Origin of the sequence: Lelliottia sp. CFBP8978 (assembly GCF_034046055.2) — a bacterium.
In the GTDB taxonomy this organism is placed as follows: domain Bacteria; phylum Pseudomonadota; class Gammaproteobacteria; order Enterobacterales; family Enterobacteriaceae; genus Enterobacter.
The window spans coordinates 3,039,645-3,066,344 of sequence record NZ_CM188253.1; the positions used below are offsets into that span (position 1 = coordinate 3,039,645).

Here is a 26,700-nt window from a genome sequence, read left to right on the forward strand (position 1 = left end):
TCCCCGTGCAGAGAGGGCAACGTCAATCAGAGATAGTATCCCAGAGTCTGACGCAGATGTGCGCCTGAACCCAGCAGGCCCGGATTATCGTGGACGATCAGATAAACCGGGATATCCTGCACATAGGCCTTGAAACGACCTTTGTCTTCAAAACCGCCGCGGAATCCAGAAGCTTTAAAGAACTCCAGAAAACGCGGCACAATTCCGCCTGCGATATACACCCCGCCAAACGTTCCCAGATTCAGCGCCAGATTGCCGCCAAAACGTCCCATAATCACGCAGAATAGCGACAGCGCGCGGCGGCAGTCAGTACAGCTATCCGCCAGCGCACGTTCGGTGACATCCTTCGGCTGCAGATTTTCTGGCAGGCGACCGTCTGATTTCACAATCGCGCGATACAGATACACCAGCCCAGGACCCGACAACACGCGCTCAGCCGACACATGGCCTAGCTCGGCGCGAAGCTCGTGCAGAATAATGCCCTCTTCTTCGCTGTTTGGCGCAAAATCAACGTGTCCACCTTCACCGGGCAGGCTTACCCAACGTTTATCGACGTGGACCAGGTGCGAAACCCCAAGCCCGGTGCCAGCGCCATAGACGGCAATCGGCTTGCCTTCGACCGGCTCCGCTCCGCCAAACTGGATCAAATGTTCCGGCTTGAGCATCGGGATAGCCATTGAGACCGCCGTAAAGTCGTTAATAATTTCCAGATGCGCGAAACCCAGATTCTTTTTCATCTCGGCAATCGAAAATGCCCAGGTGTGGTTGGTCATCGCCACCCAATCACCGGTAATCGGGCAGGCAATCGCGATACAACCGTCTTCTACGCTGACTTCTTTATGCTCGTCCAGATAGACGCGCACTACCGCTTCCAGGCTAGGATAATCCAGCCCGGAATAGGTTTTAGCCTGAGAGATTTCACCGGTATTGATATCACAGAGCGCCAGCCGGGCATTGGTGCCCCCTACGTCGCCTACTAAAGCATACTTTGTCATTCTTCTACTGCTCCGCTAAAGTCAGAATAAATCTTTGGCACACTGTAAATTCAAGGCGGGATAACAACAACGACCTGAATGCGGGTGGCCCAGGATTATCGATCTTCGTCACAGAATAACTTTACCGTTTCAGCACCTTTTGCACTATTGCCGTCACACTGAATGTGCAAATTTACGCTAAACACTTGTGTACAAGGAAATCATCATGCTCCATCCGCGAGCCAGAACCATGCTCCTGTTGGCCCCCCCCGCGCTGATTATTGGGATTGCATCAAGCCTGGTATTAATTGTTGTAATGAAAGTCGCCTCGGTGTTACAGACACTGTTATGGACTTCGCTGCCGGGCCAGCTTGGCATTAATTATGCCTCGCCGACGTGGATAATCCTGATGTTGACATTAACCGGCGTCGCCGTTGGTCTGGTGATTCGCTTCAGTCCCGGGCATGCAGGCCCCGACCCGGCGCTGGAGCCTCTGATTGGCGCGCCGGTGAATCCTTCCGCACTGCCTGGGTTGCTGATTGCGCTGATCCTCGGTCTGGCAGGCGGCGTGAGTCTCGGTCCGGAACACCCGATTATGGCGGTCAATATCGCCCTGGCGGTGTATCTGGGAGCGCGGGTATTTCCGCGAGTCGGTGCGCTGGACTGGACCATTCTTGCCTCGGCGGGCACCATCGGCGCGCTGTTCGGTACGCCTGTCGCCGCTGCACTGATCTTTTCTCAGACCCTAAGTGGTGATAACGATGTACCGCTATGGGATCGTCTGTTCGCACCGCTGATGGCCGCCGCCGCAGGAGCGCTGACCACCAGCCTGTTTTTCCACCCTCACTTTTCGCTGCCGATTCCGCAGTACGGTCAGATACAGGTGGCGGACATTTTCAGCGGAGCCATTGTCGCCGCTATCGCCATCGCGCTCGGGATGGTGGCCGTGTGGTGTCTGCCGCGTCTGCACCAGCTGATGCACAGGCTTAAACACCCGGTTCTCATCCTGGGAGCGGGCGGCTTTATGCTCGGTATTTTGGGCGCTATTGGGGGCACGATAACCTTATTTAAAGGCGTGGACGAGATGCAGCAGATGGCATTTAGCCAGGTGTTTAGCGTGTCGGATTACCTGCTGTTTGCGCTGATTAAGCTGGCAGCAGTGGTTGTGGCTGCCGCGTGTGGTTTCCGCGGTGGGCGCATCTTCCCGGCCGTCTTCATTGGCGTGGCATTAGGATTAATGCTGCATCAGCACGTCGAAGCGGTGCCGGCAGCCATCACGATCTCTTGTTCAATTCTGGGCCTGGTGCTGGTCGTCACGCGTGACGCGTGGTTGAGCCTGTTTATGGCTGCGGTCGTGGTGCCGGATATCAATCTGCTGCCATTGCTGTGTATTGTGATGCTGCCCGCCTGGCTCCTGCTGGCGGGCAAACCGATGATGATGGCCTGGCGGCAAAATAAATAGTCAGGCGTTGTTACGGGCTTCCAGCGCTTTGGTGATGGCGCCCAGGAGCGGAGGAACATCCTCTTTGGGCAATATCACCTCTATCAGCGAAAATGTTTCGCTGTGGGCGACTTTCTCAAGAACATCTGCCAGCTCCGCCGTTTCACTCACTCGCCAGCACTGGGCCTGACCATTCTGGCTGAGTGCTTGCGGGAGCTGTGTCCAGTTCCACAGAGCAATATCGTTATAGCGCTGGGTCGCGCCATGAATCGCTCGTTCGACGGTGTACCCTTCGTTATTGAGCACCAGCATTATCGGGCGCTGATGATCACGCAGCATGGAGCCCATTTCCTGAATGGTTAGCTGGGCTGCGCCATCACCGGTAAGAATAATGACACGTCGCTCCGGGCAAGCCGTCTGCGCGCCGAAGGCTGCCGCCAGAGTGAAGCCAATCGATCCCCACAACGGTTGTACGATAAAGTTAACATCGGCCGGCAGGCGCAACGCGCTGGCACCAAATGCTGCTGTGCCCTGATCGGCGAGAATAATATCGCCAGGGCGAATAAAGGTTTGCAACGTTTGCCAGAAATTAGCCTGGGTGAGGCTTCCCTGGTGATACTCATCTGTCAGCGCGGCGACGCGAGCAGGCGCAACGGAACTCCCCGCGTATTGTCGGCACAGCCCGGATAAAATCTCAACCGCCCGGGCCATCGGTATATCGGTAAACCAGCGTTCACCAATACGCGTCGCATGAGGCTGAACTTCAATCGTCTGTTCAGGGCGAAGCTTATGGGTAAAACCAGCCGTGAGCGTATCGGTAAAACGTGTGCCCACACAGATAACCCGGTCAGCCTCTTCAATCGCCTCCCGCACTGCCTCGGCGCTCGCCGCACCGTTATAGGTGCCATAGAAGCCGGGCTGGCGCTCGTCAAAAATCCCTTTGCCCATCAGCAGGGTCGCATGCGCCATGGGGGTCTCGGTGACCCACTTCTGAAGCTGATTTTTTAGGCCATAGCGCAGCACCAGAAAGTCAGCCAGTAAGGCCGTACGGGTGCTGGACGAAAGACTCTTTTCTGCCGCATCGTGAAACGCTTTCAGACACGCGCTATCCGGCTGCGGAGTTGTCTGTGTGAAAGCGCTTACAGGCGGTGTGGCAGGTTTTTTTGCCACATCGGCTGGCAACATCAGATAACCTGGACGGCGTTCACGCTGCATGATCGACAGTACGCGATCGATTTCGTGACAGGCATTCTGCTCAGTGAGAATCGCCTGCGCGGCAGTGATGGGCTCACTCATATGATAAAAATGTCTGAACTCTCCGTCGCCGAGCGTGTGGTGAAGGAGTTCTCCTTTTTGTTGAGCCGCACTCCCCGGTGCGCCCACAATATGCAGCACCGGAACATACTCAGCAAAACTGCCTGCGATGCCGTTCATGGCGCTCAGCTCGCCCACACCAAACGTGGTGAGCAGCGCGGCAAAACCCTGACAGCGCGCATACCCATCCGCAGCGTAAGAGGCGTTCAACTCGTTTGCGCAGCCTACCCAGCGAATATCCGGGTTGTCGATAACATGATCGAGGAACTGCAGGTTATAGTCGCCAGGCACGCCAAACAGATGTTCAACTCCACACTGAGTAAGACGGTCCAGCAGATAATCGGCGACGCAATACGGGGTTCGCATAACAGTTGTCCTTCTGACGTTGACCTCACTTTGAGTATTAAAGAAGCGTGATGGCTGTCCAGGAATGGCGGCAAGAAGGATATGGAAAGAATGCTTTACGAATAATGGCGTAGTAATCTGATTTCCTGAGCATCAATGTAAGCGTATACACTGAGGTGTATCTTTCCGGTCAGAGGGCAAAAGCATGGTTTTTCAGGCGGATAAAACGCGTTATCAGTCAATGCAGTATCGTCGTTGCGGCCAGAGCGGACTTAGGCTTCCCGCCGTTTCACTGGGGTTGTGGCACAATTTTGGCGACACCACTCTGATTAACAACAGTCGCCAACTTTTACAGCGCGCATTCGAGCTTGGCATTACTCACTTTGATCTTGCCAATAATTACGGTCCGCCTCCCGGGTCGGCTGAGTGCAACTTTGGTCGCATTTTTCAGGAAGATTTTCAGCCATACCGCGACGAGTTAATCATCTCCACCAAAGCGGGCTATACCATGTGGGACGGGCCTTACGGCGACTGGGGATCGCGTAAGTATCTGATTGCCAGCCTCGACCAGAGTCTCAAACGTATGGGACTTGAGTATGTGGATATCTTTTATCATCACCGTCCGGACCCGGAAACGCCGTTGCGCGAGACCATGAAAGCGCTTGATCACGTTGTTCGCCAGGGCAAAGCGCTGTATGTCGGGCTGTCGAATTATCCGGTAGAACTGGCACGACAGGCAATTGAAATCCTCGACGATCTGGGCACGCCTTGTCTTATCCATCAGCCAAAATACTCCATGTTTGAACGTGCGCCGGAGCAAGGACTGTTGTCCGTGCTGAAGGAGAAAGGCGTCGGATGTATTCCCTTTTCCCCGCTGGCGGGTGGTCAACTGACGGATCGTTATCTGAACGGCATTCCGCCTGATTCACGCGCCGCCAGCGGCAGCCGCTTCCTGAACCCTGAGCAGATCACCGATGAGAAAATCAGCCAGGTACGTAAGCTAAATGCGCTGGCCGAGAGCAGAGGCCAAAAACTCTCACAAATGGCGCTGGCCTGGGTACTGCGCCACGATGCGGTCACCACCGTTCTGATTGGCGCCAGTAAGACCTCGCAAATTGAGGATGCCGTCGGGATGCTGGATAATCTGCATTTTAGCGCTGAGGAACTCCAGACCATCGAATCGATCCTGAATAGCGCAAATTAACACCATTTTTAGCAAAACGTGCTCCCCTTCATGAATTAGGAGTTGAGGCGATTAAACGGGGCTTTACGGCCCCGTAATATTGCGTTAACAGGCCGTCTTCGGCCCCGATCGTGAAGGAGAATAACCATGTTCAGGTCACTGATTCTTGCTGCTGTATTACTGGCTTCAGCGCCGCTGGTTGCCAATGCTGGCGAAATCACCCTGTTGCCATCCGTAAAATTACAAATTGGCGATCGTGATAATTATGGTAACTACTGGGATGGCGGTGGCTGGCGCGACCGCAATTACTGGCACCGTAACTACGAATGGCGAAAAGACCGCTGGTGGAGACATGACAATGGTCGTCATCGTGGTTGGGATAATCGCAAAGCGTATGAACGCGGCTACCGTGAAGGCTGGAGCGATCGCGACGATCGCCGTGGGCCTCGGGGACACGGACACGGGCATGGTCACGGCGGTGGTCATCGCCACTAAATACAAAAAGGAGCCTGATGGCTCCTTTTTTAATGGCTGAAATCTGGCCGTCTTAAAGACCCAGCGCCGTTCCAATTAATAACCACAGGTTCAACGCCACTACCAGCACGACGATAATCCAGCCAATTCGTTTAACCAGCGTCGTATTCACCAGATCGCCCATCAGCGTCTTATTGCTGGTAAAGATCAGCAGCGGCACCAGCGCCAGCGCGATACCAAAGCTTAACAGGACCTGGCTCATCACCAGGATGCGGGTGGGATCCAGCCCCATCAAAATAACGATAAAGGAAGGCAGCATGGTGACAGACCGGCGTACCCACAGCGGAATGTGGAAACGGACAAACCCTTGCATCACCACTTGACCGGCCAGCGTCCCGACGACCGTCGAGGATAACCCAGCCGCCACCAGACTTAATCCGAAGATGGTCGCCGCCGCGTGACTCAGCAGGGGTTCCAGCGTCAGATAGGCCTGGTCGAGATCGGCAATTCCGGTGTGACCATTAAAATGGAAAGCCGCTGCCGCTGTTGCCATCATGGCCAGATTGACAAACCCGGCGATAGTCATTGCAATCCCGACATCCCATTTCGTTGCGGAATAACGCTCCTGTCGGGATCCGTCATGGGCATGTTGCGTGAGCGATGAATGAAGATAAATCACGTGCGGCATAATCGTCGCACCTAATACGCCAGCCGCAAGAAACACCGCTTCAGAAGTTGGCAAACTCGGGATAACCATCCCTTTGGTCAGCTGCACCAGGTTAGGCTGAGAAAAAATCAGCTCGACGATATAGGCCGCGGCAACAAACAGCAGCAGGCCGCCGATCACCAGCTCCAGCGGTTTTTGCCCACGCCGCTGTAACATAAGGATCAGGAAAGTCGCAATCCCGGTCAGCACTGCGCCCTGCAACAGCGATACCCCGAGAATGAGTTTAAAGCCGATTGCCGCACCGATAAACTCCGCCAGATCGGTGGCCATGGCGATAATCTCTGCCTGCACCCAATAAAACCATACAACCGGGCGGGGATAGTGATCGCGAATTTGTTCGGCCAGGTTTTTACCCGTGGCAATCCCCAGCTTCGCAGACAAAACCTGGATGAGCATCGCCATCAGGTTGGCCCATACCACGACCCACAGCAGCTTATAGCCGAAGCTAGCCCCGGCCTGAATATTGGTCGCAAAATTACCCGGATCGATATAGCCAATGGCAGCAATGAACGCAGGTCCCATTAATGCAAACCTCAGCTTGCGCGCTGCTCTGCCACTGCTACCCTCTACGCGACTGTTTGTCATTTCTGCCTCTGGAAATATAGCCTTTGCTATGTTTTATGCTATCAAAATGAGAATGATTATCAAGATCATTTAAAAGGTTTATATTGATTTCTCTGATAGCTAAGAACGATAGCTGGGGCGGGTGCGATGAAACGATCTCAACGAACATGAAATCGTACAGTCATTTGTGAAGCGTAGCACACAAACGCAACTTTTCACTCATTTACATAACATAACAGAAGTGTATGGTTGATCACTATTTTTGAGACTCGTCACAGGATGTAACTATAGTGTGGTCTTGATCTCGTTTTCTTTGTGCTTGTTACATAGAATGTGCACGGAAATTAAACCTGCCTCATATTTGGAGCAAATATGGACCGCGTCCTTCATTTTGTCCTGGCACTTGTTGTCGTTACTGCACTTGCATTGCTGGTCAGCACAGACCGCAAAAATATTCGTATTCGCTATGTTGTACAGCTGCTCGTCATTGAAGTTTTACTTGCGTGGTTCTTCCTGAACTCCAACGTAGGCCTTGGCTTTGTCAAAGGCTTCTCCGAAATGTTCGAAAAACTGCTCGGATTTGCTAACGAAGGAACCAACTTCGTGTTTGGCAGCATGAACGATCAAGGTCTGGCATTCTTCTTCCTGAAAGTGCTATGCCCAATCGTCTTTATCTCCGCCCTGATCGGTATTCTGCAGCACATTCGTGTCCTGCCGGTGGTCATTCGCGCGATCGGTTTCCTGTTATCCAAAGTTAACGGCATGGGTAAACTGGAATCCTTTAACGCAGTCAGCTCCCTGATTCTGGGTCAGTCTGAGAACTTTATCGCGTATAAAGATATCCTCGGCAAAATGTCCCGCAACCGCATGTACACCATGGCGGCAACCGCAATGTCGACTGTTTCCATGTCAATCGTGGGCGCATACATGACAATGCTGGAACCAAAATACGTGGTCGCCGCGCTGGTTCTGAACATGTTCAGCACCTTTATCGTGCTGTCGCTGATCAACCCTTACCGCGTTGATGCCAGCGAAGAAAATATCCAGATGTCTAACCTGCACGAAGGCCAGAGCTTCTTCGAAATGCTGGGTGAGTATATTCTGGCAGGCTTTAAGGTAGCGATTATCGTTGCCGCTATGCTGATTGGTTTTATCGCCCTGATCGCCGCGCTGAACGCCCTGTTCGCCGCTGTGTTGGGTATCTCCTTCCAGGGTATTCTGGGCTACATCTTCTACCCAATTGCCTGGGTAATGGGTGTTCCGGCTCACGAAGCACTGCAGGTAGGGAGTATCATGGCGACTAAACTGGTTTCAAACGAATTCGTTGCCATGATGGATCTGCAGAAAATTGCCAGCACGCTCTCTCCGCGCGCAGAAGGTATTCTGTCTGTATTCCTGGTTTCCTTCGCTAACTTCTCTTCAATCGGTATCATCGCTGGTGCGATTAAAGGCCTGAATGAAGAACAAGGTAACGTGGTTTCTCGCTTCGGTCTGAAACTGGTTTACGGTTCAACGCTGGTGAGCGTACTGTCTGCGTCTATCGCCGCTCTGGTACTGTAATCAGAATAAATGGCCGGGGGTTTGCACCTCCGGCTTTTTTATGTTCCGAGTTCGCCCAGCGGACGCGGTTTACCGATCAAATACCCCTGCAGAAAATCCACACCGATATCCAGCAGCAGCTGCCGTTGTTCCGCTGTTTCAACAAACTCAGCCACCACAATGAGCGATTTTGTTTTCGCCAGATTACATATCGACTGCACAATCATCGCATCCATGCTGTCAGTACAAATGTCTTTCACAAAACAGCCGTCAATTTTGATAATGTCGGCCTGCAGGCGCTTGAGCCGCTCATAGTTGGCGTACCCCGTCCCGAAATCATCAATCGCAATTTTGAAACCGTAATCGCGCAGTTGCAGAATGTTTTGCATGCTTAATTCTGAATCGGAGAACGCCTGCTCTTCGGTGACTTCAATGATCACGGTCAGCGGGGATATCGCATAGCGCTCGAACAAGCCGATAATTTCTGAAGCAACGTCTTTCTGATTCAGCGTAAACGGCATCAGATTTACCGAAAATCGGGTTTGGGTATGTGGCGCAGGATGGGCAAGTAACCACTTGAGCAAATTCTCAACCACACACAAATCAAAACGGTGACTCAGGTTGAACTGGGCAATCAGAGGGATAAAGCGATCGGGGGTTATAATCTCGCCGTCGCTTTCCAGACGCGTGAGAATTTCGTGATAACCCTGACCAGACGCATCGTGAATCGGCTGGGCATACAGCCGAACGCCACCCTCCTCCAGCGCGCTTTTGACTCGACTGAGCATCAGGACGCGTTCCGTGGTTTGCCCGCTCACCGTTGCCACGCTGTTGGTCAAAGCCAGCACTTTGTGCGTCACGGATGATTGCTCAGACAGCCAGCTCAATTGCCCCAGGGTGTGATGAAGGCTCTCTACATCTTTCTCTTCGATCTCTCCCCACGAGGCGCCAACCTCGATATCCAGGCCGGTATTGTTCCAGTAAATTTTACGGCTGTTCAACCGATCGACGATGTGCTGTAAACGCTCGCCGGTTTCCGGCCCAAGCAGAACCAGTACCAGTTCACTGCCAGGCAGTTGAAAAAACTTTTCATCCGCTTGCAGCAACGGCTGGATTATTGTGGTGACGGTGCGCTTGCAATGCACCCGCATGAGCATGCCGTAATGGCGACTGAGGAACTCCAGATTGTCCAGCCGCAAACAACAGACTTTGGCGTGGGGATGGAGGCGCAAGAAATCCTCCAGCGCCCGCAGATTGGCCAGCCCGGTCAGCGGATCGGTTAATGCCCTCTCCTGCCACCCTTGCTTCAACCATTCGCTACGATGATAAATCCGCGACATGTACATCAGGCAAATGGCGAAGGAGATCAATACGGACAGGACGAACGCCAGGGAGTAGCCCGTCTCCACGCCATTCAGAAAATTGGTGTTATAGGTCAAGAGCATGAATGCTGAAATGGCCCAACTTAGCGACACGAGAGCATAGCTCAGCCGGCTAATCCCTACGGTAAACAAGATAAATATGACGGGAACAAGGTAGCCAGCGATTAACCTGGATTCAAAAGGTGCGCATAGAACCAGCAGAATTAGCGCCAAAAGCATCAGCCACACAAATATAAACAGTGGATGATGATTAACAAGATACGGCTTAATACTCCGCAGCCAGAAGGTTCTGGCATAACGGGGATTAATTATCATTCTTAAGGGATAATAAAACATCATCGTAAATATCAAGCCAGCACAAATCAGGCTTTGAATATCGACAATATTATAAATGGCCGATCCTTCGCCAAAGAAATTAGATAACGAAACAGGGAAATTAAAGAAATAACCGGCAAGGTACATGGATATTTTGATACCGACCGGAATGACAAAACCTAACCAGAAGATACGCATTCCGATATGCTGATTAGGCAGCCCATAGCGCCAGCGCTTGCCGATAAACCCGCGCAGAATGCCGCATGCGGCAAACACTGAGAATGTTTGGCAAAAAAGTATTACGGCTTGCTGAAGGAAGTTTAGCTCAAAGCTATATAAATTGGTGACCGCAAAACTGATAACAACAGGAAGAACGGCGCGACGGCCAAACAAAAAAATAATAGCCAGCATGAAACTCAACGGCAGCCATGCCAGATAGACGCTATGATTATCAAGCATCGCACGCGGAGAAATATAACGAGAAAAGGGAACCATTATCAGACACAGCAACTGGGCTAATATAAATAATCGTAAGTTATTGTAGAGTTGGCTTTTCATTATTAATAAATACTATTCTTCCTGGCAAAACATTGACCAAACGGATAGTAAGTTTATTAAATGACCGAATCAAGTTTCAGCGGCGAAATGAAACCTTTTTTTGATGTAGATTGAGATCAGGTAGAGAAACGTGCCAGCCTGGCGACAAAAAGAGTAAGAAGCTATTACAAGCATAAAAAAACCCCCGCCACGGGCGAGGGTTCAAATTTTGGTGGAGCTAAGCGGGATCGAACCGCTGACCTCTTGCATGCCATGCAAGCGCTCTCCCAGCTGAGCTATAGCCCCACAGTGTCTTTACGTTCCAAACTCTCCTGGATAAGAATTTGGTGGAGCTAAGCGGGATCGAACCGCTGACCTCTTGCATGCCATGCAAGCGCTCTCCCAGCTGAGCTATAGCCCCAACGTAAAGCTGTCGTGTTGACGGGCGGCATAATATGAATTCCATTGCAGAGTGTCAACGGCAAAATCAGCTCCACCCTTCCAATCGTCGAAAAATCATGCAAATGGATCACATTGCGAAGCTGCTCGCAGCCAGTAGTTAAACCTGTCACGTTTTCGCGTAAAAGGGTGCTATAAGATGAACCACTCATAACCCCACTGATATTCAGGTAATTGCATGATCAAGGAACGAATGACGCCAGAGGAGTTATCCCGGCTCACTGGCTATAGCCGTCAGACCATCAATAAATGGGTACGTAAAGAGGGTTGGAAAACATCGCCAAGACCGGGTGTTCAGGGTGGAAAGGCGCGTCTGGTGCATGTGAACGAAAAAGTACGGGAATTTATTCGCAGTGCATGCCGCACAGCAGACGAACCTCAGCTTCCTGACATCGTCGCGGAAAATAACTCACTGCACTCGCTGTTGCTGACACTGGCAAACGAGATGACCCCGGATGAGCAAAAGCAGCTGACTACCTTGATGCTGCGGGAAGGGATTTCCGGATTGTTACAACGTTTAGGGATACGCGACCAGAACTGATATGAAAAGATTACGGAGCAAAATGACCACGGAAGAGCTGGCCGAAAGTTTGGGGGTCACCAAACAAACGGTAAACCGCTGGGTACGCAAGCAAGGATGGAAAACCGAGGGCCTGAATGGAGTAAAAGGCGGACGAGCCCGACTCATTCATATAGATGCCCACGTACGCGAACATATTAGTCGTCTCCCCGCTATTCGTAACCGTCAGGCCGTTTATCAGCTCGCAGAGACGCCAGGTTTCTATGGCGACACCAACACCACAAGCTTATTACGTCAGGTGACCAGCGCCCTGGAAAATATGACAACGCTTGAGCAAGAAAGACTCGCCGTGCTGCTGGCGCGCGAAGGGATTCAGGGTTTTTTGACCCGTCTCGGGATCGCTGAAGAGCAGGCATAAAAAAACGGCAGGAGAGCCTGCCGTTGTTCTGTCTTCTTGCCAGGATGTTATTGCTGGCTTTCGCGCTCAGCAATAAAGTCCAGCGCTTTATTAATGCGTGAGACGCTGCGTGTTTTACCGATCGCATGCACCGTCACATCCAGGCCTGGCGACTGGCCTGCGCCAGTCACAGCCACACGCAGCGGCATGCCTACTTTACCCATGCCCACTTCCAGATCGTCGGCCGTTGCCTGAATGGCATGATGAACATTTTCAGCTGTCCAGTCAGTAAGTGCGGCCAGTTTATCACGTACCACTTCCAGCGGTTGACGCGCGACCGGACGCAGGTGTTTTTTCGCCGCATCGGCATCAAACGCATCAAATTCTTCGTAGAAGTAACGGCAGCTTTCCGCGATCTCTTTTAGCGTTTTGCAGCGTTCGCCCAGCAGTTTCACCAGATCTGCCAGTTGCGGGCCATTGCGTGTATCAATATTGGCCTGCTCAATATGCCATTGCAGATAGGTCGCAACATATTCCGGCGGCATGGTGTTGATATAGTGATGGTTCAGCCACAGCAGTTTGTCAGTATTAAAGGCACTGGCAGACTTGCTCACTGCATTAAGGGAGAACAGCTTGATCATCTCTTCACGGCTGAAGATCTCCTGATCGCCGCTGGACCAGCCCAGACGCACCAGGTAGTTCAGCAGTGCTTCCGGCAGGTAACCGTCATCACGGTACTGCATCACGCTCACCGCACCATGACGTTTGGACAGTTTTTTACCGTCGTCGCCGTTAATCATGGAAACGTGCGCGTAAACCGGCACAGGCGCATTCAGCGCTTTCAGGATGTTGATCTGGCGCGGGGTGTTGTTGATATGATCTTCACCACGGATAACGTGGGTGATTTCCATGTCCCAGTCATCAACCACCACGCAGAAGTTGTAGGTTGGTGAACCGTCGGTACGACGAATAATCAGATCGTCCAGCTCCTGATTGCTGAACTCAATCGGGCCACGGATCTGATCGTCAAAGATCACCGAGCCATCCTGCGGGTTAGCAAAACGCACCACGCATGGCTCATCAGCCGCATGATGTTCATGGCTGTGGCGGCAGCGACCGTCGTAACGAGGTTTATCGCCGTTCGCCATCTGCTCTTCGCGCAGCGCTTCCAGACGCTCTTTCGAGCAGTAGCATTTGTACGCCGTGCCCGCGACCAGCATCTCATCAATCACCGCGTTATAACGGTCGAAACGTTTAGTCTGGAAATATGGGCCTTCATCCCACTCCAGATTCAACCAGTTCATGCCATCCATAATGGCTTCGATGGCTTCTGGCGTAGAGCGCTCCAGATCGGTGTCTTCAATACGCAGCACAAACTCACCGCCGTGGTTACGTGCAAACAGCCAGGAATAGAGAGCAGTACGTGCACCACCGACGTGCAGATAGCCTGTCGGGCTGGGCGCGAAGCGAGTTTTGATTTTCATGAAATGGCCTTACGTTATAAAGATGCCGACGACCGGCAAATACTGGGAAAAAAGCAATGGGCAATATTCTATCACTGTGAGGCGATTCCTCAATGATGTTGCCTGTTTGACATGCAGGTTTACTAAATTTGTTTAGAAATCATGCGGCGCGGACCATTTTGTGATCCTTTTGTTTAATTTTACGACGAACGAACTAAATCTTTAGAAAAGGCGTTGACTCATTTTCAACTCTCCCTATAATGCGACTCCACACAGCGGGGGTGATTAGCTCAGTTGGTAGAGCATCTCCTTTACACGGAGGGGGTCGGCGGTTCGAGCCCGTCATCACCCACCATCTATTTTGATAGATGCCGCAGTGTAGATAAGAATTTAAGTATGGGCGATTAGCTCAGTTGGTAGAGCATCTCCTTTACACGGAGGGGGTCGGCGGTTCGAGCCCGTCATCGCCCACCATTCTTAAATGTATCTTGTCTAAGTAGTACCGAAATGGGTGATTAGCTCAGTTGGTAGAGCACCTCCTTTACACGGAGGGGGTCGGCGGTTCGAGCCCGTCATCACCCACCATTCGGGTCGTTAGCTCAGTTGGTAGAGCAGTTGACTTTTAATCAATTGGTCGCAGGTTCGAATCCTGCACGACCCACCAATGTAAAAAAGCGCCCTAAAGGCGCTTTTTTGCTATCTGCGATACATGAGATTCGAACCTGCTGCAGGTTCGAGCCGAACGCAGTGAGGCAACGGAGCCGCTGGCGGCGACGGCCCGAAGGGCGAGACATCGTCACGTCATCCTGCACGACCCACCAATGTAAAAAAGCGCCCTAAAGGCGCTTTTTTGCTATCTGCGATATGTGAGATTCGAACCTGCTGCAGGTTCGAGCCGAACGCAGTGAGGCAACGGAGCCGCTGGCAGCGACGGCCCGAAGGGCGAGACATCGTCACGTCATCCTGCACGACCCACCAATGTAAAAAAGCGCCCTAAAGGCGCTTTTTTGCTATCTGCGATATATGAGATTCGAACCTGCTGCAGGTTCGAGCCGAACGCAGTGAGGCAACGGAGCCGCTGGCGGCGACGGCCCGAAGGGCGAGACATCGTCACGTCATCCTGCACGACCCACCAATGTAAAAAAGCGCCCTAAAGGCGCTTTTTTGCTATCTGCGATATGTGAGATTCGAACCTGCTGCAGGTTCGAGCCGAACGCAGTGAGGCAACGGAGCCGCTGGCGGCGACGGCCCGAAGTGCGAGACATCGTCACGTCATCCTACACGACCCACCAATGTAAAAAAAGCGCCCTAAAGGCGCTTTTTTGCTATCCGCGACAGGGTTCCTGCCCGGCGTTTCAATACCTTCAAACACCGTTTTCTGCTCCTCCCTGCTCATCTGGCATAAATTCTACGCTCGCTGGACCTGCCAGATCTGGCAGATGTGCTCAAGCTATTTCTTCTCATGCCGATATTCTTCTTTTATGGCAAGAGGAACCAACATGACGACGATACAAACATCAGCAGCATCCATTCAATCTGGCAGTAGTGGCAGCAGCACCAGCTCAGGCGGCAGCGATATCTCCTCGCAAATCAGCCGTATCACTTCGCAGATCACCAAGCTGACCCAACAACTTAAGGACGTGGCAAACGGCAGCAGTAGTGTCGAAGATAAGAAAAAGCAGCAGGAGTTGATCCAGGCTCAGATCAAAATGTTGCAAGCCCAACTGGCACAATTACAGCGCCAGCAGGCCGAAGAAGCGCAACAAAAACAAGACCAAAAACAAGGTAAGATCGAAGGCGTGAACTCCCCTTCGGCAGAACATCAGATTGATATCTATATCTAATCAGCCGGCGCGTTAAACAAGGGATCGCGTATGCGGGCCTCCATCAGCTGCTGTGCCTGCATACGTACCACTTCCCAAAGCGCATGAGCCGCACCTGACAGCGAGCGGTTTTTGCGCCGCACCAGCATCAACTGACGCTCAATACAGGGCGTAAAACGCTTCACAACCAGCCGGTTCCCCTGCGGCAGCGGTAGCGCCAGGGCAGGGAGTACGCTGATCCCAATCCCGGCCTCGACCATCGGAAACAGCGTTGCCGGATGGCCAATTTCCTGCACAATTGTCGCGTTCACCCGCTGGTCCGCCAGCGCCCGGTCAATCAACGGTCGGCTGCCCGATGCATAATCCTGCAATACCAGTCTTGCCCCCTCTAACGCTTGCCACGTCACCTGTGGCATCGCGGCAAGGGGATCGTCGTCGCGACACAGCAGCAAAAAAGGCTCCGAAAGCACCACTTCACACTCAAGGTCGGTCGCCGGGCCGGGATCGATAACAATCCCGAAATCCACATCACCCAGGCGAATACTCTCCAGCACCCACTGCTGGGGCCGGTCGTGAAGCACAAAATCAATATCGGGATACCGCTGATTACTCTGCGCGATGCACTGCGGAATAAGATGCGCAGAAATCGTCTGGCTAGCGGCCACCCGCACGGTTCCGGAGAGCTGCTGCCCTACCCTGCCGACATCTCGCAACGTGCTGTTGAGTTCATCAAGCAGGCTTCCCAGACGCGCAGCCAGCTGTTGCCCCGCCTCGGTAAGCACCACTTCGCGGGTCGTACGGTCAAGCAGACGCACACCCGTTTGCCGCTCCAGCTCTTTCACACTGTGGCTCACTGCCGACTGGCTCAAACCAATTATCTCTCCGGCGCGGCTAAAACTGCGGGCCTGGGCAACCATGACAAAAACACGAAGCTGACGTAATGAGTAATTCATCTGTTTTATTCATGAATAGATGCAATAAATCAATTTTATTTCTCAAACGGTTCAAAGCACAATAGCGAAATCTGATATCAGGAGAGTTTATGAAACTGTTTCGCATTCTCGACCCCTTCACCCTCACGCTGATTGCCACCGTCCTGCTGGCCTCTTTCTTCCCGGCTCGCGGCGGTTTTGTTCCGTTCATTGACGGCCTGACGACAGCGGCGATCGCCCTGCTGTTTTTTATGCATGGTGCCAAGCTCTCTCGCGAAGCCATCATCGCAGGCGGTAGCCACTGGCGACTGCACCTGTGGGTGATGTGTAGCACCTTCGTCATTTTCCCGGTTCTCGGCGTACTGTTTGCCTGGTGGGCCCCGGTAAATGTCGATCCGGCGCTCTATACCGGTTTCCTGTATCTGTGCATTTTGCCTGCCACCGTGCAGTCCGCCATCGCGTTCACGTCATTGGCTGGCGGCAATGTGGCGGCGGCGGTCTGTTCAGCGTCCGCCTCCAGCCTGCTGGGGATTTTTGTGTCGCCGCTGCTGGTCGGGCTGCTGATGAATATGCACGGTGCAGAGGGGAATCTTGAGCAGGTGGGGAAAATTTGTCTGCAACTGCTGCTGCCCTTCGTACTTGGTCACCTTTCTCGCCCGTGGACGGGGGATTTCGTCGCCAGAAATAAAAAGTGGATTGGCAAAACGGACCAGACCTCCATCCTGTTAGTGGTCTATTCCGCCTTCGGTGAAGCCGTAGTTAACGGAATTTGGCACAAGGTTGGCGTGGGTTCATTGCTGTTTATCGCACTGGTCAGCATCGTGCTGCTGGCCATTGTGATTGCGGTAAACATTTTTGCAGCCCGCAGGTTTGGATTCAACAAAGCGGATGAAATTACTATCGTGTTCTGCGGTTCGAAAAAGAGCCTTGCCAACGGGATCCCAATGGCAAATATCCTCTTCCCGACCTCAGTCATCGGCATGATGGTGCTGCCGCTGATGATTTTCCACCAGATCCAGCTGATGGTCTGTGCGGTGATGGCGCGCCGTTACAAGCGCCAGACGGAGAAGCTGGCGCAGGAAGAGACCCGCGCCGCAAAAGCTTAGAGACGCTTGAGGGGCTGAACCAGATGGCTCAGCCCTTCCGTTTTGATAAGCAGCGTAATAGCCATCAGCTCACCCAGTCGCCCGGCAGGGAATTGATCTTTGCGCGCGAACCACAGCAGATACTCTTCCGGCACATCAATCAAACGACGCCCTTTGTACTTACCAAACGGCATTTCGGTATTTGCGATTTCGATAAGCTGTTCTTTCTCCACGTTACTCTCCCAACAGGCGCAGCATTTCAGCTTCGTCGATCACATCAATACCCAACTCCTGGGCTTTGACGAGTTTAGAGCCCGCGGCCTCTCCGGCGATGACCAGATCAGTTTTCTTCGACACGCTCCCCGCCACTTTCGCCCCTAACGCCACCAGACGCGCTTTTGCATCGTCACGCGATAACTGACTCAAACTGCCGGTTAGCACCACCGTTTTACCGGCAAACGGGCTGTCGATCTCTTCGGCATTTATCACCACCGGCGCAGGCCAGTGAATGCCTTCCGCCAGCAATTGGCCGATGACCTCACGGTTGCTCTCTTCGGCAAAGAAGTTAAAGACGTGGCTGGCGACAACAATCCCCACGTCCTGCACTTTTTGCAGATCTTCAATTGAGGCTTTCTCCAGCAACTCAAGCGAACCGAAATGGGCTGCCAGCCCTGCCGCCGTCGCCTCGCCAACCTCACGGATACCCAGCGCATACAGGAAACGGGCGAAGGTGGTCTCTTTGGCTTTCTCCAGCGCGTTGACCACATTCTGCGCCGATTTTGGCCCCATACGATCGAGACCGGTCAGCTTTCCAGCCGTCAGGCGGAACAGATCGGCAGGGGTATGGACATACTCTTTCTCGACCAGCTGATCGATGATTTTATCGCCCATACCGTCAACGTCCATTGCGCGGCGTGACACAAAATGTTTCAAGGCCTCTTTGCGCTGAGCGCCGCAAATCAAGCCGCCCGTACAGCGCGTGACGGCCTCGCCTTCGACGCGTTCGACATCTGAACCGCAAACCGGGCAATGGGCCGGGAATTCAATGGCCCGGGTCTCTTCCGGACGTTCTGACTCAACGACGCTGACCACCTGCGGGATCACATCACCCGCACGACGGATGACCACTTTATCGCCAATTCTCAGCCCCAGGCGCGCGATTTCGTCCGCGTTGTGCAGCGTCGCATTACTGACCAGCACCCCCGCAACCTGCACCGGTTCCAGACGTGCAACCGGGGTAATTGCGCCGGTGCGCCCGACCTGGAATTCGACATCGCGCACGAACGTCATCTGTTCCTGTGCCGGGAATTTAAACGCCACCGCCCAGCGAGGCGCACGGGCAACAAAGCCAAGTTGTTCCTGCAGCGCCAGCGAATTCACTTTGATCACCACGCCGTCGATATCAAATCCCAGCGATGGGCGGTCTTCTTCAACCTGATGATAAAACGCCAGTACGGCTTCAGGAGAGTCACAAAGCTTTACCCGGTTACTCACCGGTAAGCCCCACTCTTTAAACTGCATTAAACGCCCCAGATGCGTATCGGGCAGCTCACCGCCTTCAAGGATCCCGACGCCGTAACAGAAAAATGTCAGCGGTCGCTTCGCTGCGATCCGCGGATCAAGCTGACGTAATGAGCCTGCTGCTGCGTTACGTGGGTTAGCAAACACTTTCCCGCCGGTGCGGCGTGCTTCATCGTTAATTTTCTCAAAGCCCGCCTGCGGCAGGAAGACTTCACCCCGCACCTCAAGACGCGCAGGAATGTTCTTGCCACGCAGAGTTAACGGGATCGCCCGGATAGTACGTACGTTTGTGGTGATGTCCTCGCCCGTGGTGCCATCACCGCGCGTTGCAGCCCGCACCAGTACGCCATTTTCATACAGAATACTCACCGCCAGGCCGTCAAGCTTTAGCTCGCAGCACCAGGTCAGGGTGTCCGTGCTTTTCAGACGATCCTGCACGCGTTTATTGAACGCCAGGAAGCTCGCTTCATCGAAGACGTTATCCAGCGACAGCATCGGCACTTCATGACGCACCTGACTGAAGGCCGCCAACGGCGCTGCACCAACGCGCTGGGTCGGCGAGTCGGGTGTAATGAGTTCGGGGTGCTGCGCTTCCAGATCGCGCAGTTCGCGCATCAGACGGTCGTATTCCGCATCCGGCACTTCCGGCGCATCCATCACGTGATACAGGTATTCATGATGGCGAAGTGCGGTTCGTAATTGTGTCAGTTGTTGTTCGATTGAGTCCATATCGCACCATCAATGAGAAAAACCCCCGACATGCGGGGGTTGAGGAGGAGTGGAAGAGAACGCAGAAATTAGGCGTTAGCTTCCTTTACTTCGCGGATGCGGTCCTGATATTCGCGCAGTTTCTGCGGCGTCATCATACGACGCTGATCGTCGAGCACCACACCACCGACTTCATCGGCAATGTGCTGGGCGGATTGCAGCATCAGCTTAAAGTTTTGCAATTCGTCGCCATAGGACGGCACTTGCATAAAGATAGTGATACCCGGCGTGATGAAATCCCCGGTCATTTCCGGATCGAACGTGCCAGGATTGACCATATTTGCCAGGCTGAACAGCGCAGGTCCGCTACCGTCCGGGCTGAGATGGCGATGGAAAATATTCATATCACCGAATTTGAAGCCAGCCTGCTCGATGCTGTTAAGCAACACATCACCATTAAGCTGAGTGCCATGATGAGCCGCCACGTTCATGATGATGACCGTTTCTTTACGCTGCGGCTTTTCAACCACTGGCGCTTCTTCCACGATCGGCTCAGGTTCAACTAAAGGCGCGGGCTGCGGAGCAGGTTGCGTATGCACGGGCTGAGGCGGCACTTCTGGTTGCGACGGCTGTGCGGGACGCGGCTGCGGCACCGGTTGTTGAACGGGCTGCGGCTCAACTGCGATCGGTTGTGGCTGCACCGGCGACGGGTGCTGAACCGGCGGTTGCTGTTGTGGCTGGCGCAACGGCTCTTCCACAGGTTGTGGCGCTGGTTGACGCGGCTGTGCAGAAGCGTACGGCGGCTGATACTGGTGCTGCGGAGACTGACGAGGCGCTTCATGCTCCCCATTGCCCACGCCGGACGCAGTATTCACACGATGAACGCGAACTTCACCCACGCCTTCGTCGTCGTTATCTTCGATGTCGTCATCGCCGTCATCGTCGTGACGACTGGACTTCATGCGCTTCAGTGGGCGATCGCGAAACATAGAGGAGCGTTCTTTACGGCTGGTCCAGAAACCATGTACCAGTAAAGCGAGTATGGCGATCGCGCCAACAATGATTAATATCAGACGCAAATCCTGCATCATTATATTCTCTGTTGTTCTAACACCTTGCCACCACGGCAAACATTTACTCACTAAGAGTATTTGTCGATTACGTCAAGTGCAAGTGTGCGCAGAGGATTCACAGCATAAAGATGAACGAAATCGTGCTTTTTGCTGTTTTTTCGAACATTTCCGAACTGGTCATTGGTCCATAACTCGATAATATGGGCGGGTAAATCCACTGGTTGTGAAAAAAGGAGTACAGCCTGGTTATGGTTTCAACATCAACAACGACCCCGCGCAGCGGCATCTGGTATTTTTCTCAGGGATGGAAACTGGTCTCCCTGCCCGGCATCCGACGCTTTGTGATCCTGCCTCTATTGATCAACATCCTGCTGATGGGGGGCGCATTCTGGTGGCTTTTCACCCAACTCGAAAGCTGGGTGCCGTCTATTATGAGTCATGTTCCGGACTGGCTGCAGTGGCTCAGCTATCTGCTGTGGCCTGTCGTCGTACTTTCTGTTTTGCTGGTGTTTGGTTATTTTTTCTCGACCATTGCCAACTGGATAGCGGCCCCGTTCAATGGCCTGCTGGCCGAGCAGCTCGAAGCGCGGCTGACGGGCGCGACCCCGCCGGATACGGGTATTTTCGGCATCATGAAAGACGTCCCGCGCATCATGAAACGGGAATGGCAGAAGTTCGCCTGGTATCTGCCGCGTGCAGTTGTCCTGTTAATCCTTTATTTCATTCCCGGCATCGGTCAGACGGTTGCCCCGGTGTTGTGGTTCCTGTTTAGCGCCTGGATGCTGGCTATTCAGTATTGCGACTACCCGTTTGATAACCATAAAGTGCCGTTCAAAGAGATGCGTACCGCCCTGCGCACCCGCAAAGTAACCAATATGCAGTTTGGGGCGCTGACCAGCCTGTTCACCATGATCCCTGTCCTGAATCTGTTCATCATGCCCGTCGCAGTTTGTGGCGCTACGGCGATGTGGGTGGACTGCTACCGACCTAAGCACGCGTTATGGAAGTAATGCAAAACTGTGTAAATGGCGGACGGCTTATGCCTTCCTTATTCCATACTGATAGCCATTATTTCCTTGCAGCATATAGATATGCGATTTCCTTACTTCCGCATACTTATCCAACAGGTATGCTGGGACGGTATCCCAATTTCATACAGTTAAGGACAGGCCATGAGTAAGATTTACGAAGACAACTCGCTGACTATCGGTCATACGCCACTGGTTCGACTGAACCGTATCGGTAATGGACGCATTCTTGCGAAGGTAGAATCACGTAACCCAAGCTTCAGCGTAAAATGCCGTATCGGTGCAAACATGATTTGGGATGCCGAAAAGCGTGGCGTTCTGAAGCCAGGCGTTGAACTGGTTGAACCGACCAGCGGTAATACCGGTATTGCGCTGGCATACGTTGCCGCTGCGCGTGGCTATAAGCTGACGCTGACCATGCCTGAAACCATGAGCATTGAGCGCCGTAAGCTGCTGAAAGCGCTGGGCGCGAATCTGGTTCTGACCGAAGGCGCGAAAGGTATGAAAGGCGCTATTCAAAAAGCAGAAGAAATTGTCGCCAGCGATCCGGCGAATTATCTGCTGTTGCAGCAGTTCAGCAACCCGGCTAACCCGGAAATCCACGAAAAAACCACCGGCCCGGAAATCTGGGAAGATACCGACGGTCAGGTTGATGTGTTTATCTCCGGCGTGGGGACTGGCGGTACGCTGACCGGCGTGAGTCGCTATATTAAAGGCACCAAAGGCAAGAAAGACCTGATCACCGTTGCGGTTGAGCCAACCGATTCTCCGGTCATTGCCCAGGCGCTGGCTGGTGAAGAGCTTAAGCCAGGCCCACACAAAATCCAGGGCATCGGCGCTGGTTTTATCCCTGGCAACCTCGATCTGAAACTGATCGACAAAGTCGTGGCTATCACCAACGAAGAAGCCATTTCGACCGCACGTCGCCTGATGGATGAAGAAGGTATTCTGGCAGGCATCTCTTCTGGCGCTGCGGTCGCAGCTGCGCTCAAGCTTCAGGAAGATGAAACCTTTACCAATAAGAATATCGTGGTTATCCTACCTTCTTCAGGTGAGCGTTACTTAAGCACTGCTCTGTTTGCGGATCTGTTTACTGAAAAAGAACTGCAACAGTAATGCCAGCATGTTAAAAACGCGTAAAAAAGCACCCTGATGGGTGCTTTTTTGTGGCCTGCTTCAAACTTTTACTCCTCCTGGCATTGATTCACCCCGTCGGGTCTGGTATTTAACCTGACAATTATTTTGAAGCGCGAAATTAATCAAAACAGGAAATAGAGTTGCTGAATCGATTTTATGATTTGGTTCAAGTCTTGCTTTCACTGCATAATGTTTAATGACGAGCGAAACGTCAGCGCTAACAAGACAGGCTAAAGTTAAGCCGCCAGGCTAGACTTTAGTTCCACAACACTAAACCTATAAGTTGGGGAAATACAATGTTCCAGCAAGAAGTTACCATTACCGCTCCGAACGGTCTGCACACCCGCCCTGCTGCTCAGTTTGTTAAAGAAGCTAAAGGCTTCACTTCTGAGATCACTGTGACCTCCAACGGCAAAAGCGCTAGCGCGAAAAGCCTGTTCAAGCTGCAAACTCTGGGCCTGACTCAGGGTACCGTTGTCACCATCTCTGCAGAAGGTGAAGACGAGCAGAAAGCAGTTGAGCATCTGGTAAAACTGATGGCTGAGCTCGAGTAAGTAACGGGTTCTTTTCAATATCAGTCACAAGTAAGGTAGGGTTATGATTTCAGGCATTTTAGCATCCCCGGGTATCGCTTTCGGCAAAGCACTTCTGCTGAAAGAAGACGAGATCGTCATCGACCGGAAAAAAATTTCTGCCGACAAGGTTGATCAGGAAGTTGAGCGTTTTCTGAGCGGTCGTGCCAAGGCATCAGCGCAACTGGAAGCCATCAAAACTAAAGCTGGCGAAACTTTCGGTGAAGAAAAAGAAGCCATCTTCGAAGGGCACATCATGCTGCTCGAAGATGAGGAGCTGGAGCAGGAAATCATAGCCCTGATTAAAGATAAGGGCATGACGGCCGACGCGGCTGCACATGAAATTATCGAAGGCCAGGCGACTGCCCTTGAAGAACTGGATGACGAATACCTGAAAGAGCGTGCGGCTGACGTACGTGATATCGGTAAGCGCCTGCTGCGCAACATCCTGGGTCTGGCGATTATTGATTTGAGCGCTATTCAGGACGAAGTTATCCTGGTCGCAGCCGATCTGACGCCTTCTGAAACCGCACAGCTGAACCTCAACAAGGTGCTGGGTTTCATCACCGACGCAGGTGGGCGTACCTCCCATACCTCTATCATGGCGCGTTCTCTGGAACTGCCAGCCATCGTGGGCACCGGTAGCGTCACCGCGCAGGTTAAAAACGACGACTATCTGATTCTGGATGCCGTAAACAATCAGGTTTACGTCAATCCAACCAACGAAGAGATCGAGCAACTGCGCGCCGTGCAGGAGCAGGTTGCTTCCGAGAAAGCCGAGCTCGCTAAACTGAAAGATCTGCCAGCCATTACGCTGGACGGTCATCAGGTAGAAGTTTGTGCAAATATCGGTACTGTCCGTGACGTCGAAGGCGCAGAGCGCAACGGCGCGGAAGGTGTGGGTCTGTATCGTACTGAATTCCTGTTCATGGACCGTGACGCGCTGCCAACTGAAGAAGAACAGTTTGCTGCGTACAAAGCGGTTGCCGAAGCATGCGGCTCTCAGGCTGTTATCGTGCGTACCATGGACATCGGTGGCGACAAAGAGCTGCCGTACATGAACTTCCCGAAAGAAGAAAACCCGTTCCTGGGCTGGCGTGCAGTGCGTATTGCCATGGACCGTAAAGAGATCCTCCGCGATCAGGTTCGTGCCATTCTGCGTGCTTCCGCTTTCGGTAAACTGCGTATCATGTTCCCGATGATCATCTCTGTTGAAGAAGTGCGTGCACTGAAGAAAGAGATCGAAATCTACAAACAGGAACTGCGCGACGAAGGTAAAGCCTTTGACGAAACCATTGAAGTTGGCGTAATGGTGGAAACACCTGCTGCGGCAACTATTGCTCGTCATTTAGCCAAAGAAGTCGACTTCTTTAGTATCGGTACCAATGATTTAACGCAGTACACCCTGGCAGTTGACCGTGGTAATGATATGATTTCACATCTCTACCAGCCGATGTCACCGTCCGTACTCACGCTTATCAAGCAAGTTATTGATGCTTCTCATGCTGAAGGTAAATGGACAGGCATGTGCGGTGAGCTTGCAGGCGACGAACGTGCTACACTTCTGTTGCTGGGTATGGGTCTGGACGAATTCTCTATGAGCGCCATTTCCATCCCGCGCATTAAGAAGATTATCCGTAACACGAACTTCGAAGATGCGAAGGTGTTAGCAGAGCAGGCTCTTGCTCAACCGACAACGGACGAGTTAATGACGCTGGTTAACAAGTTCATTGAAGAAAAAACAATCTGCTAATCCACGAGATGCGGCCCAAATTACTGCTTAGGAGAAGATCATGGGTTTGTTCGATAAACTGAAATCTCTGGTTTCTGATGATAAGAAAGACACCGGAACTATTGAGATTATTGCTCCGCTGTCTGGCGAAATCGTTAATATCGAAGACGTGCCGGATGTAGTATTTGCCGAAAAAATCGTTGGTGATGGCATTGCTATCAAACCAACGGGTAACAAAATGGTTGCGCCAGTTGACGGCACCATCGGTAAAATTTTTGAAACCAACCATGCGTTCTCTATCGAATCTGATAGTGGTATCGAACTGTTCGTACACTTCGGTATCGATACCGTTGAGCTGAAAGGCGAAGGCTTCAAGCGTATCGCGGAAGAAGGCCAGCGTGTGAAAGTGGGCGACCCGGTCATCGAATTCGATCTGGCGCTGCTGGAAGAGAAAGCCAAGTCTACCCTGACTCCGGTTGTTATCTCCAACATGGACGAAATCAAAGAACTGATCAAACTGTCTGGCAGCGTAACCGTGGGTGAAACCCCGGTCATCCGCATCAAGAAGTAATTCTTGCCGCACAGAAAAATGGCGCCTTCGGGCGCCATTTTTGTTTATGCCGGCAAAATGAGCTCATCAAAGCCCTTTTTCTGCGTATACATCATCACTTCTGTCACCCGATCTCCTGCACGGCGTATCGCGTCAGCAATGTCTCTGCCCTGCACAATGCCGCTCACCAACTCTGAACAGAACAGATCGCCCGTGCCTTTCAGATCGGTCGAGACGCGCGGATGCGCACTCACGGTTACGCTGTCTTTTGTCACCAGCACCACGTGGATGTGTTCAGGCTCAGAGGCAACCGGCGCACTGGTAATCGCCACCCACGTCAGCGTATCGGACAGCAAACTTTTTGCGGCCGCAATCGCGCTTTCAGGTGTACGACACGGCTGACCGCTCAGCACTTCAAGCTCGAAGACGTTCGGGGTAATGCCCTGCGCCAGCGGCAGCAAATGCTGGCGATAGGCTTGCGGAATTTCGGGTTTCACGTAGATCCCGCTGTCGATGTCACCAATGACCGGATCGACCAGCACCAGTAAATCAGGATGCTTTTTCTTAATGGCGGTAAGCCACTGCGCCAGAATCGCTATCTGACTGGCACTGCCCATATAACCGGTCGTGACCGCTTTGAGTTCGCGCAGCACATCGCGCTCTTCCAGCGCTTTCAGGTAACCGCTGAACCAGTCGTCGGGGATCACCCCGCCGTAAAAGGTGTCGTAATGCGGGGTATTACTGAACAGCACCGTCGGGATAGCCGTGACGGTGAGCTGGTGTTGTCTGATGTTTGGCACCGCAATACTGTTGCCTACGCTACCGTAAACCACCTGCGACTGCACAGCGACAATATCCGTCTGCTGCGCACGGGTTTTATCCCGAAATAAAATCATCTCCATGAC

Annotated in this window: 23 protein-coding genes, 6 tRNA genes and 4 other RNA genes; 21 read left to right on the forward strand and 12 right to left on the reverse strand. The window is 52.7% G+C overall.

Going from position 1 to position 26,700, the window contains the following annotated elements; translation table 11 throughout:
- Positions 1 to 26 precede the first annotated feature (26 nt).
- Positions 27 to 995, reverse strand: a complete 969-nt coding sequence (glk, locus tag SOM82_RS14305) for a glucokinase (protein WP_154127494.1) — start codon at positions 993 to 995, stop codon at positions 27 to 29.
- 205 nt (positions 996 to 1,200) lie between these two features.
- Between glk and SOM82_RS14310 the strand changes: the two genes are divergently transcribed.
- Positions 1,201 to 2,436 (forward strand): ion channel protein, encoded by a 1,236-nt coding sequence (locus tag SOM82_RS14310; protein WP_320459698.1) that lies wholly within the window; start codon positions 1,201 to 1,203, stop codon positions 2,434 to 2,436.
- Here SOM82_RS14310 and ipdC read toward each other — a convergent pair whose 3' ends face one another.
- Positions 2,437 to 4,095, reverse strand: a complete 1,659-nt coding sequence (ipdC, locus tag SOM82_RS14315; RefSeq protein WP_320459697.1) for an indolepyruvate decarboxylase — start codon at positions 4,093 to 4,095, stop codon at positions 2,437 to 2,439.
- A 184-nt stretch (positions 4,096 to 4,279) separates the two neighbouring features.
- Between ipdC and mgrA the strand changes: the two genes are divergently transcribed.
- Together mgrA and ypeC are read left to right on the forward strand one after the other, a co-directional pair.
- On the forward strand, positions 4,280 to 5,278 hold the full coding sequence (gene mgrA / locus SOM82_RS14320) for an L-glyceraldehyde 3-phosphate reductase (RefSeq protein ID WP_320459696.1): 999 nt from the start codon (positions 4,280 to 4,282) through the stop codon (positions 5,276 to 5,278).
- A 126-nt stretch (positions 5,279 to 5,404) separates the two neighbouring features.
- Entirely contained in the window at positions 5,405 to 5,752 is a 348-nt protein-coding gene (gene ypeC, locus SOM82_RS14325; protein WP_320459695.1) for a DUF2502 domain-containing protein YpeC, read from the forward strand.
- Positions 5,753 to 5,804: 52 nt separating this feature from the next.
- On the opposite strand, the gene SOM82_RS14330 is transcribed toward ypeC, so the two are convergent.
- Complete coding sequence (locus SOM82_RS14330) at positions 5,805 to 7,043, reverse strand: Nramp family divalent metal transporter (RefSeq protein ID WP_320459694.1); 1,239 nt, start codon at positions 7,041 to 7,043, stop codon at positions 5,805 to 5,807.
- Between the two features lie 351 nt (positions 7,044 to 7,394).
- Here SOM82_RS14330 and nupC point away from each other — a divergent pair, with 351 nt between their 5' ends.
- Entirely contained in the window at positions 7,395 to 8,582 is a 1,188-nt protein-coding gene (gene nupC, locus SOM82_RS14335) for a nucleoside permease NupC (protein WP_010433166.1), read from the forward strand.
- 38 nt (positions 8,583 to 8,620) lie between these two features.
- Here nupC and SOM82_RS14340 read toward each other — a convergent pair whose 3' ends face one another.
- From SOM82_RS14340 to SOM82_RS14350, 3 genes are all read right to left on the reverse strand, one after another.
- Entirely contained in the window at positions 8,621 to 10,816 is a 2,196-nt protein-coding gene (locus SOM82_RS14340; protein WP_320459693.1) for an EAL domain-containing protein, read from the reverse strand.
- A gap of 209 nt (positions 10,817 to 11,025) precedes the next feature.
- Positions 11,026 to 11,101 (reverse strand) — tRNA-Ala (locus SOM82_RS14345).
- 39 nt (positions 11,102 to 11,140) lie between these two features.
- Positions 11,141 to 11,216: transfer RNA gene (locus SOM82_RS14350), tRNA-Ala, on the reverse strand.
- Between the two features lie 216 nt (positions 11,217 to 11,432).
- Between SOM82_RS14350 and SOM82_RS14355 the strand changes: the two genes are divergently transcribed.
- Both SOM82_RS14355 and SOM82_RS14360 read left to right on the forward strand, forming a co-directional pair.
- Positions 11,433 to 11,795, forward strand: coding sequence for a YfeC-like transcriptional regulator (locus tag SOM82_RS14355; protein ID WP_154127501.1), 363 nt, complete (start codon positions 11,433 to 11,435; stop codon positions 11,793 to 11,795).
- Between the two features lies 1 nt (position 11,796).
- A complete protein-coding gene (locus tag SOM82_RS14360) occupies positions 11,797 to 12,192 on the forward strand; it encodes a YfeC-like transcriptional regulator (RefSeq protein ID WP_154127502.1) in 396 nt (131 codons plus the stop codon).
- Positions 12,193 to 12,239: 47 nt separating this feature from the next.
- On the opposite strand, the gene gltX is transcribed toward SOM82_RS14360, so the two are convergent.
- Entirely contained in the window at positions 12,240 to 13,655 is a 1,416-nt protein-coding gene (gene gltX / locus SOM82_RS14365) for a glutamate--tRNA ligase (RefSeq protein WP_320459692.1), read from the reverse strand.
- Positions 13,656 to 13,913: 258 nt separating this feature from the next.
- Here gltX and SOM82_RS14370 point away from each other — a divergent pair.
- From SOM82_RS14370 to SOM82_RS14410, 9 genes are all read left to right on the forward strand, one after another.
- Positions 13,914 to 13,989, forward strand: a tRNA-Val gene (locus tag SOM82_RS14370).
- Positions 13,990 to 14,032: 43 nt separating this feature from the next.
- Positions 14,033 to 14,108 (forward strand) — tRNA-Val (locus tag SOM82_RS14375).
- Between the two features lie 35 nt (positions 14,109 to 14,143).
- Positions 14,144 to 14,219, forward strand: a tRNA-Val gene (locus SOM82_RS14380).
- A 3-nt stretch (positions 14,220 to 14,222) separates the two neighbouring features.
- A tRNA-Lys gene (locus tag SOM82_RS14385) sits at positions 14,223 to 14,298 on the forward strand.
- 33 nt (positions 14,299 to 14,331) lie between these two features.
- Positions 14,332 to 14,455, forward strand: a non-coding RNA gene (locus tag SOM82_RS14390) — RtT sRNA.
- Between the two features lie 29 nt (positions 14,456 to 14,484).
- A non-coding RNA gene (locus SOM82_RS14395) (RtT sRNA) lies at positions 14,485 to 14,612 on the forward strand.
- A 24-nt stretch (positions 14,613 to 14,636) separates the two neighbouring features.
- A non-coding RNA gene (locus tag SOM82_RS14400) (RtT sRNA) lies at positions 14,637 to 14,769 on the forward strand.
- Positions 14,770 to 14,798: 29 nt separating this feature from the next.
- A non-coding RNA gene (locus SOM82_RS14405) (RtT sRNA) lies at positions 14,799 to 14,926 on the forward strand.
- A 207-nt stretch (positions 14,927 to 15,133) separates the two neighbouring features.
- Positions 15,134 to 15,478 (forward strand): FlxA-like family protein, encoded by a 345-nt coding sequence (locus SOM82_RS14410; protein WP_320459691.1) that lies wholly within the window; start codon positions 15,134 to 15,136, stop codon positions 15,476 to 15,478.
- Here SOM82_RS14410 and SOM82_RS14415 read toward each other — a convergent pair.
- Positions 15,475 to 16,410: a LysR family transcriptional regulator gene (locus SOM82_RS14415; protein WP_154128440.1), complete on the reverse strand. Its 936-nt coding sequence runs from the start codon at positions 16,408 to 16,410 to the stop codon at positions 15,475 to 15,477. The genes SOM82_RS14410 and SOM82_RS14415 overlap by 4 nt on opposite strands.
- An 89-nt stretch (positions 16,411 to 16,499) precedes the next feature.
- On the opposite strand from SOM82_RS14415, the gene SOM82_RS14420 reads away from it, so the two are divergent.
- On the forward strand, positions 16,500 to 17,495 hold the full coding sequence (locus SOM82_RS14420) for a bile acid:sodium symporter family protein (protein ID WP_154128439.1): 996 nt from the start codon (positions 16,500 to 16,502) through the stop codon (positions 17,493 to 17,495).
- Here the strand turns inward: SOM82_RS14420 and SOM82_RS14425 are convergent.
- The 3 genes from SOM82_RS14425 to zipA form a co-directional block, all read right to left on the reverse strand.
- On the reverse strand, positions 17,492 to 17,707 hold the full coding sequence (locus SOM82_RS14425) for a DUF3820 family protein (RefSeq protein ID WP_320459690.1): 216 nt from the start codon (positions 17,705 to 17,707) through the stop codon (positions 17,492 to 17,494). The genes SOM82_RS14420 and SOM82_RS14425 overlap by 4 nt on opposite strands.
- Before the next feature lies 1 nt (position 17,708).
- On the reverse strand, positions 17,709 to 19,724 hold the full coding sequence (gene ligA, locus SOM82_RS14430) for an NAD-dependent DNA ligase LigA (RefSeq protein ID WP_320459689.1): 2,016 nt from the start codon (positions 19,722 to 19,724) through the stop codon (positions 17,709 to 17,711).
- A gap of 68 nt (positions 19,725 to 19,792) precedes the next feature.
- Positions 19,793 to 20,794, reverse strand: coding sequence for a cell division protein ZipA (gene zipA, locus SOM82_RS14435; RefSeq protein ID WP_320459688.1), 1,002 nt, complete (start codon positions 20,792 to 20,794; stop codon positions 19,793 to 19,795).
- 230 nt (positions 20,795 to 21,024) lie between these two features.
- On the opposite strand from zipA, the gene cysZ reads away from it, so the two are divergent.
- The 5 genes from cysZ (at position 21,025) to crr (ending at position 25,816) form a co-directional block, all read left to right on the forward strand.
- Complete coding sequence (cysZ, locus tag SOM82_RS14440) at positions 21,025 to 21,786, forward strand: sulfate transporter CysZ (protein ID WP_320459687.1); 762 nt, start codon at positions 21,025 to 21,027, stop codon at positions 21,784 to 21,786.
- A 162-nt stretch (positions 21,787 to 21,948) separates the two neighbouring features.
- On the forward strand, positions 21,949 to 22,920 hold the full coding sequence (gene cysK / locus SOM82_RS14445) for a cysteine synthase A (RefSeq protein ID WP_320459686.1): 972 nt from the start codon (positions 21,949 to 21,951) through the stop codon (positions 22,918 to 22,920).
- Between the two features lie 317 nt (positions 22,921 to 23,237).
- Entirely contained in the window at positions 23,238 to 23,495 is a 258-nt protein-coding gene (gene ptsH, locus SOM82_RS14450) for a phosphocarrier protein Hpr (protein ID WP_000487600.1), read from the forward strand.
- Between the two features lie 43 nt (positions 23,496 to 23,538).
- On the forward strand, positions 23,539 to 25,266 hold the full coding sequence (gene ptsI / locus SOM82_RS14455; protein ID WP_154128430.1) for a phosphoenolpyruvate-protein phosphotransferase PtsI: 1,728 nt from the start codon (positions 23,539 to 23,541) through the stop codon (positions 25,264 to 25,266).
- Positions 25,267 to 25,306: 40 nt separating this feature from the next.
- Complete coding sequence (crr, locus tag SOM82_RS14460; protein WP_049841435.1) at positions 25,307 to 25,816, forward strand: PTS glucose transporter subunit IIA; 510 nt, start codon at positions 25,307 to 25,309, stop codon at positions 25,814 to 25,816.
- 44 nt (positions 25,817 to 25,860) lie between these two features.
- Here crr and pdxK read toward each other — a convergent pair whose 3' ends face one another.
- Positions 25,861 to 26,697, reverse strand: coding sequence for a pyridoxine/pyridoxal/pyridoxamine kinase (gene pdxK, locus SOM82_RS14465; RefSeq protein WP_320459685.1), 837 nt, complete (start codon positions 26,695 to 26,697; stop codon positions 25,861 to 25,863).
- Positions 26,698 to 26,700: the final 3 nt, after the last annotated feature.

Coding starts and splice junctions, on each gene's coding strand:
- glk (WP_154127494.1), bottom strand. CDS start 995: ATGACAAAGTATGCTTTAGTAGGCGACGTAGGGGGCACCAATGCCCGG.
- SOM82_RS14310 (WP_320459698.1), top strand. CDS start 1,201: ATGCTCCATCCGCGAGCCAGAACCATGCTCCTGTTGGCCCCCCCCGCG.
- ipdC (WP_320459697.1), bottom strand. CDS start 4,095: ATGCGAACCCCGTATTGCGTCGCCGATTATCTGCTGGACCGTCTTACT.
- mgrA (WP_320459696.1), top strand. CDS start 4,280: ATGGTTTTTCAGGCGGATAAAACGCGTTATCAGTCAATGCAGTATCGT.
- ypeC (WP_320459695.1), top strand. CDS start 5,405: ATGTTCAGGTCACTGATTCTTGCTGCTGTATTACTGGCTTCAGCGCCG.
- SOM82_RS14330 (WP_320459694.1), bottom strand. CDS start 7,043: ATGACAAACAGTCGCGTAGAGGGTAGCAGTGGCAGAGCAGCGCGCAAG.
- nupC (WP_010433166.1), top strand. CDS start 7,395: ATGGACCGCGTCCTTCATTTTGTCCTGGCACTTGTTGTCGTTACTGCA.
- SOM82_RS14340 (WP_320459693.1), bottom strand. CDS start 10,816: ATGAAAAGCCAACTCTACAATAACTTACGATTATTTATATTAGCCCAG.
- SOM82_RS14355 (WP_154127501.1), top strand. CDS start 11,433: ATGATCAAGGAACGAATGACGCCAGAGGAGTTATCCCGGCTCACTGGC.
- SOM82_RS14360 (WP_154127502.1), top strand. CDS start 11,797: ATGAAAAGATTACGGAGCAAAATGACCACGGAAGAGCTGGCCGAAAGT.
- gltX (WP_320459692.1), bottom strand. CDS start 13,655: ATGAAAATCAAAACTCGCTTCGCGCCCAGCCCGACAGGCTATCTGCAC.
- SOM82_RS14410 (WP_320459691.1), top strand. CDS start 15,134: ATGACGACGATACAAACATCAGCAGCATCCATTCAATCTGGCAGTAGT.
- SOM82_RS14415 (WP_154128440.1), bottom strand. CDS start 16,410: ATGAATTACTCATTACGTCAGCTTCGTGTTTTTGTCATGGTTGCCCAG.
- SOM82_RS14420 (WP_154128439.1), top strand. CDS start 16,500: ATGAAACTGTTTCGCATTCTCGACCCCTTCACCCTCACGCTGATTGCC.
- ligA (WP_320459689.1), bottom strand. CDS start 19,724: ATGGACTCAATCGAACAACAACTGACACAATTACGAACCGCACTTCGC.
- zipA (WP_320459688.1), bottom strand. CDS start 20,794: ATGATGCAGGATTTGCGTCTGATATTAATCATTGTTGGCGCGATCGCC.
- cysZ (WP_320459687.1), top strand. CDS start 21,025: ATGGTTTCAACATCAACAACGACCCCGCGCAGCGGCATCTGGTATTTT.
- cysK (WP_320459686.1), top strand. CDS start 21,949: ATGAGTAAGATTTACGAAGACAACTCGCTGACTATCGGTCATACGCCA.
- ptsH (WP_000487600.1), top strand. CDS start 23,238: ATGTTCCAGCAAGAAGTTACCATTACCGCTCCGAACGGTCTGCACACC.
- ptsI (WP_154128430.1), top strand. CDS start 23,539: ATGATTTCAGGCATTTTAGCATCCCCGGGTATCGCTTTCGGCAAAGCA.
- crr (WP_049841435.1), top strand. CDS start 25,307: ATGGGTTTGTTCGATAAACTGAAATCTCTGGTTTCTGATGATAAGAAA.
- pdxK (WP_320459685.1), bottom strand. CDS start 26,697: ATGGAGATGATTTTATTTCGGGATAAAACCCGTGCGCAGCAGACGGAT.